General features: G+C 38.1%; 5 protein-coding genes and 1 tRNA gene. 4 read left to right on the forward strand and 2 right to left on the reverse strand.

The features are described from left to right. Positions 1-397: 397 nt before the first annotated feature. Together K737_RS05760 and K737_RS05765 are read right to left on the reverse strand one after the other, a co-directional pair. On the reverse strand, positions 398-655 hold the full coding sequence (locus tag K737_RS05760) for a transposase (RefSeq protein WP_006294676.1): 258 nt from the start codon (positions 653-655) through the stop codon (positions 398-400). Positions 656-960: 305 nt separating this feature from the next. Then, a tRNA-Leu gene (locus tag K737_RS05765) sits at positions 961-1,044 on the reverse strand. 298 nt (positions 1,045-1,342) lie between these two features. Here K737_RS05765 and K737_RS05770 point away from each other — a divergent pair. The 4 genes from K737_RS05770 to K737_RS05785 all read left to right on the forward strand — a co-directional run bounded on the left by K737_RS05770 (position 1,343) and on the right by K737_RS05785 (position 7,014). After that, positions 1,343-4,639 (forward strand): S41 family peptidase, encoded by a 3,297-nt coding sequence (locus tag K737_RS05770; RefSeq protein WP_006294677.1) that lies wholly within the window; start codon positions 1,343-1,345, stop codon positions 4,637-4,639. A 28-nt stretch (positions 4,640-4,667) separates the two neighbouring features. Then, a complete protein-coding gene (locus K737_RS05775) occupies positions 4,668-5,651 on the forward strand; it encodes an LD-carboxypeptidase (RefSeq protein WP_006294678.1) in 984 nt (327 codons plus the stop codon). Positions 5,652-5,805: 154 nt separating this feature from the next. Further along, the gene (locus K737_RS05780) at positions 5,806-6,150 is read left to right on the forward strand and encodes a HesB/IscA family protein (protein ID WP_006294679.1); all 345 of its coding nucleotides are present in this window, start codon (positions 5,806-5,808) and stop codon (positions 6,148-6,150) included. A 177-nt stretch (positions 6,151-6,327) separates the two neighbouring features. Continuing rightward, on the forward strand, positions 6,328-7,014 hold the full coding sequence (locus tag K737_RS05785) for an RsmE family RNA methyltransferase (protein ID WP_006294681.1): 687 nt from the start codon (positions 6,328-6,330) through the stop codon (positions 7,012-7,014). The last annotated feature ends 233 nt before the right edge of the window (positions 7,015-7,247 follow it).

A 7,247-nucleotide genomic window follows, 5' to 3' on the forward strand; every position in this document is an offset into this window, starting at 1 on the left:
AGATCTGGGCCATTTTCTCAAAAGTTGACTTTTTGACCCCGGTTAATCTTCTAAAGCTTTTTTCTGTCTCTGCTTTTTATTCTTCGTACTTACTTATCTTTCTTTTCCAGTACATAAACAAAGTTTTATTTTATGTTTTTTCAAGGGGCCTAATATGTTTTGAGTAACTCTTCGAACGTTTTACGAGAACCAGCTTCTGAGCATACGTCTTGAAGCGATGGATATTTTATACCTACCTTATGAAGTACCTTGCATCCCGCAATAGTGTGAACCTTCAGATGAAAAATATGTCCTAGGGGGGATCCGTGACACTATGGCGTTTACGTTCTTTGACCTTTTCCCCCCATCAATCCCTTGATTTAAAGCCTTGTGCGTTGTTTTTGCACTTTGTAAGTAATTATCGGATTAGCATTTCGTCCACTGTTATTCGGTTTTTTCTATAAGAACTTTTGTCACTTTCTTCCAAATTCCCCTTTGTTTTGTTTGCATGTAAAACCTGTGCACACTTTTCCGGAGGGTATTCTTGCGGAAAAAAGCGCCACTGACAGCCTGTCTTTATAAGATAAAACACCCCGTTAGTAAGCGCTTTCTTACGTTTTTTGCCACAATCCCCTGTATCACAATAAGATTTTATTAAATCTCCATTGTGTGTCACTCAAATCCTCTCGGATAGGGTATGTCATTTACCTTCTAACCAAGCTTTCTATCAGATTGTATTTTATTTTATTTAAATTTTTGAAGACAGGTTCTAGGTAATTTCCACGAATTAAAAAAAATCTTACCCCCATTCCTTTGTGGAACCTTCTTTTTACTAAACAGCATTTTTTTACTTAAACACTTTTTAGGAAAACTACTAAGTTATTTTTGTATAAAACCTTTATCTTGTGACGCTCTATTTCAGTTAAAAATTTCTGTAAGTAGAAAAAAATATAATTAATTTTATAAATTGATTAAAAAAACTGCGGTCAAGAAGATTCGAACTTCCCTGGGGTTTCCCCCACAACGACCTCAACGTTGCGCATCTACCAGCTTCGCCATGACCGCGTCACTTTGAATTATAGCATTATTTTTTTTTGATACTAGGGGCTTTTCACAAAAAAATGAAAAAAAACACTGTGCCCAAATAGAAAATAAGTTTTGAAGAAAATTTATTAGTATTGATGGTTCTTATTTTGAATTTTTAAAATAACAAAATAGTATAGAATTTTTTATTTATTTTTTTTTATTGATTTTTGTTTTTTAAGATTATTCGTAACTTGAAAATAGAATTTCTATAAGTATTCTTGAGATTTTATTCGCGATTATGATATAATGAGAAAATTTTTTCATTTAGGAAATCTTTATGTCAGCCTATATACGGTATCCCAGCGTGTGTCAATCTTCCGTTGCTTTTTTGTTGGGAAAAAGTATTTGGACAATGACGCTTCAAGCGCAGGAATTAACGCGTCTTACCGGAGATTACGATAGCATAAAGTCTTTGGCACTGCACCCAAAGGGTATTGCTTGGAGTAGCATGGGGCAGGTTTTTGTACAGTGGAATGGGGAATCTAGTTCAGAGCAACTAACTTACAGTTCAACGCCAGTCAGTGTTTTAGGGTGGAATCAAGATCAAATTGTTATCAAAACCGGATCAAAACATCCTTTTGAAATTTCTGAAATTTTCTTATTGTGTCCTTGTTCAAAACAGTGGACTCGTGTTGCGTGCGGAGAAGCCAACGCTATTGCTTGGGATGATCAAAATCGTTGCGTTATTCAAAGAGCAGGGTATCGATATGGGGCGTGGCAGCGCTATCAAGGGGGGACCGTTGGAAATCTTTGGATTGATACAGAAAAAAATCAAAATTTTTCTCCTTTGCTTAACAATAATCAGTACAATTATGTTTGTCCTGTATGTGTGAAAGATCGTATTTTCTTTTTATCTGACGTTAGTGGATGGGGAAATGTGCATTCAGTTCTTTGGGACGGTTCAGATATGCGGCAACACACCAAGAATCTTGAGTTTTACCCTATGCATTTGACAGGAACTCAAGACCACCTAGTATATACAGTGGGGGGAACACTTCATGTTTTGTCTGTAAAGGATGAGGTCGTTAAAACAGTTTGCGTTCCCATCAGCGCTGGAGCAACAAAAAATGATACTTCTTATAACGCAGGATCGTACTACAGGACTTGTGCGCTGTCTAAAACTGGGAAACATCTTTCCATAGTAAGTCGTGGTCAGCTTTTTCAAATGACGTGTTATAAAGGGCCAGTTTGGCAGTTGCCCTATGGCCAAGAACCTTTTGGACACTATCGGTGTTTGCAATGGCTGTCTGACAAAGAGCTGATTGCTGTATGCGATGAAGGTAAGCAAGATGTGCTTCATTTGTTCCAAGATATTGGTTCGATAGAAACTGTCTATAAATGGGATGATTTTTCTGGTATTCAAAGAGAATGGGGGCGCATTACTGTGATGGAAGCGCATCCCGAAAAACGTCGATTAGTTTTAAGCAATCATCGGCATGAATTGTTCTGGTTAGATTTAGAACAAAAAAATGGGCAATGGATTGAGACAGTTTTTGAAGAGTGCACTCAGAAACGAGAAGAGATCGCAGGAGTTTCCTGGTCTCCATGCGGTCAAGCACTTGCTTATGGATTGCCGAGCAGGGCACACAGCTCTTCTATCGTGATTTACGACGTTCAAAACAACCAACGTCATGTCGTTGTAGAAGATATTTTTGAAAATGTTTTTCCAGTTTTTGATCCTAAGGGACGCTATTTGTTTTTTTTCTCTGCGCGACATGTGGAATCTACTTTTGATCCTGTTCATTTTTCTAGCCAATTTGAAGCTCCCTTACTGCCTTTTGTTGTTACGCTTTTGAAAGATACTCCTAGCTTATTATATGCAGCGCTTGAAGAGCAGCATCAAAAATCAGAAAACGGAAACGCCTTAGAAGATGAAAAAAACAAAAAAATTTCTGACGAGTCAGAAAAAGAAAATGCAGAACAAGGTTCAAAAGCACAATCAAGCACTTTAGATTCGGAAAACCAATCAGAATCTGTAAGTGATTCCAAAACAAACGCTCCTACTTTTGAATCTATCATTGATTTTGAAGGGATTCAGCTTAGGGTGCAGCCTTTGCCTCTTGCTGCAAGAGCCTATACGCAAATGATTTGTTTAGAAGATGGCTTGCTGTACAGTGCCTTGATTGAGTCTGACTCTTTACCAGAATCACAAAAATGGGAACAAAAGCTTTGGAAGTACAGCTTTTCTGATTTAACAGAAAGTAGCATCCTGGATTCTGTTCAAGAATGGAGTCTGTCTTATGATCAAAAATGGATGGTTTATTTGAATCTAGGGCGGTTGCGCGTCGTTCCTTCTGGAACAAGACCGGAAGATGGAGAAGATTCTTCTTTTCGTAAAGGGGGATGGCTTGATTGGAATCGTATCTCTCTTCGTGTGAATCATCGCAAAGAATGGTATCAGATGTTTGATGAAGCATGGCGTTTGCAAAAAGACCTATTCTGGAGAAGCGATCTAGGAGGAGTAGATTGGGATGCAGTATATCAGCGATATCACCCCCTGATAGCACGGATAACAGAAATAGAAGATTTATGGGCCATCATTGAAGAAATGCATGGAGAGCTGGGTACTTCTCATGCATATATTTTAGGTGCGCAAGAATCAAGATCTTGTTCTCCGTTTTCTTCTACGCTAGGGGCTTCTTTTTCTTATGTGGAAGAAGCAGATGCCTACAGAATAGATGAATTTTTTATTCAACTTTCAGGGCAATTAGGGCCATTACAACGCCCTGGACTTTCTGTTAAGGTGGGAGATTTGTTGTGGTCAATTGGGGGAAAACGTTTATCTAAGTTTTGTCCTCCAGAACAACTTTTGTGGGATAGGGCAGGATATGGAATTCCTGTTGAAATAGGTCCGACAGAAGAAAGTCGTCGTTCTGTTGTGGTTTTTCCGGAAAAAGGTTATCAAGAACGAAAGTGGCGTTATGAGGCGTGGATTGCAAAAAATACCGCGTATGTGCACGAAAAAAGCCAGGGAAAGTTGGGGTACATTCATATTCCCACTATGGGATGCGAAGGAATGGATATCTTTATGAGATCGTATCTTCAAGAATTTGATCGTCCTGGTTTAGTTATTGATGTTCGGTTTAATGGAGGGGGCAATGTATCTGAAATTATTTTTCGTTACCTTACGCAAAAACGTCTTGGATATGACCAAAGTCGCTGGTCTGGTGTAACGCCTTATCCTAGATTGTCTCCAAGGGGGCCTATGGTTTTGCTGATTAATGCGTACACAGGATCTGATGGAGATATGTTTGCTTATGCGTTTAAATCTTGGAAACTCGGAAAAGTAATAGGGAAGAGAAGTTGGGGAGGCGTGGTTGGAATAAGTCCAAGATACCCCTTGCTTAACGGCACCTATACTACTCAACCAGAATACGCAATTTGGTTTCCTGAAGCAGGGTGGGGGGTAGAAAACTGTGGAGTTCATCCAGATTTTGAAGTAGAAATTTCTCCGCAAGATCAAGTGATGGGGATAGATCCTCAGCTAGACTATGCTATATCAAAGGGGGTGTTGGTTGTGGATCAAGATCAAGAACGGCAGCTGAAATTGATACCTAAAATTTCTGATAGCTAAAAAAGAAAAAAATTTTAAAGGAAGGAAAATGAAGCTTAATTTAAAAATTAAAATTAGTATTTTTTTGGGAATAATGGGGGTGTATTTCAATGGAAACGCTGAAAAAGAAAATTCCCTAAAAGCGTTAGAGCAAGCTTTGATTGTCGCTCCTGCAGGGGCGGTTGAAGCGCAAACCTTTTCAATATTGAAAAAAAAGTTTTCTCAACTGGAATCTTTATCTTGGGCTCCAGGAGTGTATTGGCACAGCGCAAGTGACAAGGATAGGGCAGAGCAACTTGTAAAAGCGCTTACAAAGCGCTCTTCTTTTTGGGTATGGTGTTTGCGTGGTGGGTATGGGTGTGCTAGGCTTATTCCCGCGCTTTGGAAAGCGGTAAAAAACGACAAGCTCATTTTTCCAAAGGGAATTATTGGGTATAGTGATGTGACTTGCCTGCATCTTTGGGCTGATGCTCAAGGATGGAAAGGGGTGCATGGAGTTATGCCAGGAGATTGGGGAAAGCCTTGGATTCAAAAAAATAATTTTTTCTTGTTGAATGAAATTTTAGCTAATTCCTCTGGTGTGCTTCATTATAAAAATTTGCGGCCTTTTAACGAAGCCGCTAAAAGTTCTAAATTGTTAAAGGGGAAAGTTATTGGAGGAAATTTAACGCTTTTGGTTCACAGCATAGGAACTTCTTGGCAACTTAAAAGTAAAGGAAAGATCATTATTATAGAAGATTTGAATATTCAAGGATATCAAATTGATCGTGCTTTATATCATTTAACTGAAGCTCAAGTTTTAGAAGGGGCAAAAGCAATTATTTTTGGTGCGTTTTATGGAAAAAATACAGATTGGGAAAAGGCCATAAAGAGGTTTGCTGAACATACTGAAATTCCTGTTTTTTATTGGCCATACTTTGGGCACGGCGCATATAATTATCCTATTCCGTTTGGATTTGAAAGCCAGTTAAAGTATAATGCAAATCAATGGATTTGGAGTATTCCTTATAACTTTTCAGAAGGAAGGGAATAAGTTTTCTTTTGATTTCTTATTTTACATAAAATTTGAAAATTTTAATTATTTTTCGGAGATATTTTAGGCTAGACAATGCGTTTTATTAAAAGTAAAATTATAAAGATCTTTTATTTATAAAATTATAATATTTTGGAATGAGAATAAAAAAGTGATGAAGGACAAAAATAATCAGGATATTTTGACAGTGACAGCTAAAGCTGAAGCGTCTCTTAGGGCTATTATCCAAAAGCATAACGGAGCGTCAGTACGGCTTAGCTTAAAGCGTAAGGGGTGTGCGGCTCTTTCCTACATGATGTCTTGTGTTACTGACCCTTGTGACTTAGATGTTCAGGTTAAGGTTAGCGGTGATGTGACCCTTTATATTCAATCCAACGCGTTGATGTTTATCATTGGTCTTACTATGGATTATGTGGAAGATGGAGTGCGATCCGGGTTTGTGTTTCACAACCCAAAGGAAAAAGGGCGATGTGGATGCGGATCTTCTTTTTATGTATGAAGAAGGAGAGCTTTGTTCAATAAGAAAAAAATGTTTTTTGCTTTGCTTGGCCCATTTTCTAAATTAAAAGAGGAATAAATTTTTGGATGATTCAGTTTTATGATCTGCTGTACATTTTGTTTGCTCTTAACAAGTGTGGTATTTTTCGTAAGTTGTAGGGGGGGGCAATAATTTTTTATGATTCGTCTATTCGTAAAAGAAGATTTGGGAAAAGGGATAATTTTTTTGTCTCCACAGCATGTTCACTATTTGCACAATGTGATGCGATTAAAAGCTGGTTCTTGGATAGAGGTATTTAATGGTAGAGACGGGGGATGGAAGGCTATTTGTTTAGAAAAAACAAACAAGCAACTTGATGTTGTAGAGTCATTTGCTGATCAGCCTGTTGCTTTGCCTGCGTTACATCTTTATATTTCTCTATTTAAACGGCTAGATTGGGCGTTGGAGAAAAGCACAGAACTTGGAATAACTCACATCCACCCCATCATTACTCAGTATAGTTCCGTACATCGGTTTAATAAAGACAGATCAGAGCGTATTGTGCAGGAAGCAGCCGAACAAAGCGGGCGCTACACTGTTCCCGATATTCTTCCTGTAGTTCTTTTTGAAAAAGCTCTTAGTTCTGTTTCTGGCGGATGGGTGGCACATAAAGATCTTTTTGAAAGGAAGCACGATACTAAGCAATCTTCAGATTTTTTTCATAACAATTTATGGATAGGACCGGAAGGAGGGTGGAGCCCCCATGAGATAAAAATGTTTCAAAATCATTCTGAAATCCGTCCGGTATGTCTTAATTCCTTGTGCTTGCGAAGCGAAACTGCTGTTGTTGTTGGATTAACCGCTCTTAAATATATCAGCGTGTAATTGGTTAGATAGTGTCGTCACGAGAAAATCAACCAAAGAAAAAGGTATCTAATTTGAACAGAAGCAAGAAATGAAGAAGTATTTTTGCGTATAGTGTTGCAGGTTCTCTTCAGCGTTTCAGTCCCCCTCACTTTTTTGAAGGGTCTTAAAAAGATCCGAAAGAGAGGCTATTTTATTAAAAATAAACAACAATGTTTAATGCAAATGAACCTCTCATCCTTAATAAATAAGAT

The organism is Holospora undulata HU1 (genome assembly GCF_000388175.3).
Taxonomy (GTDB): Bacteria; Pseudomonadota; Alphaproteobacteria; order Holosporales; family Holosporaceae; genus Holospora; species Holospora undulata_A.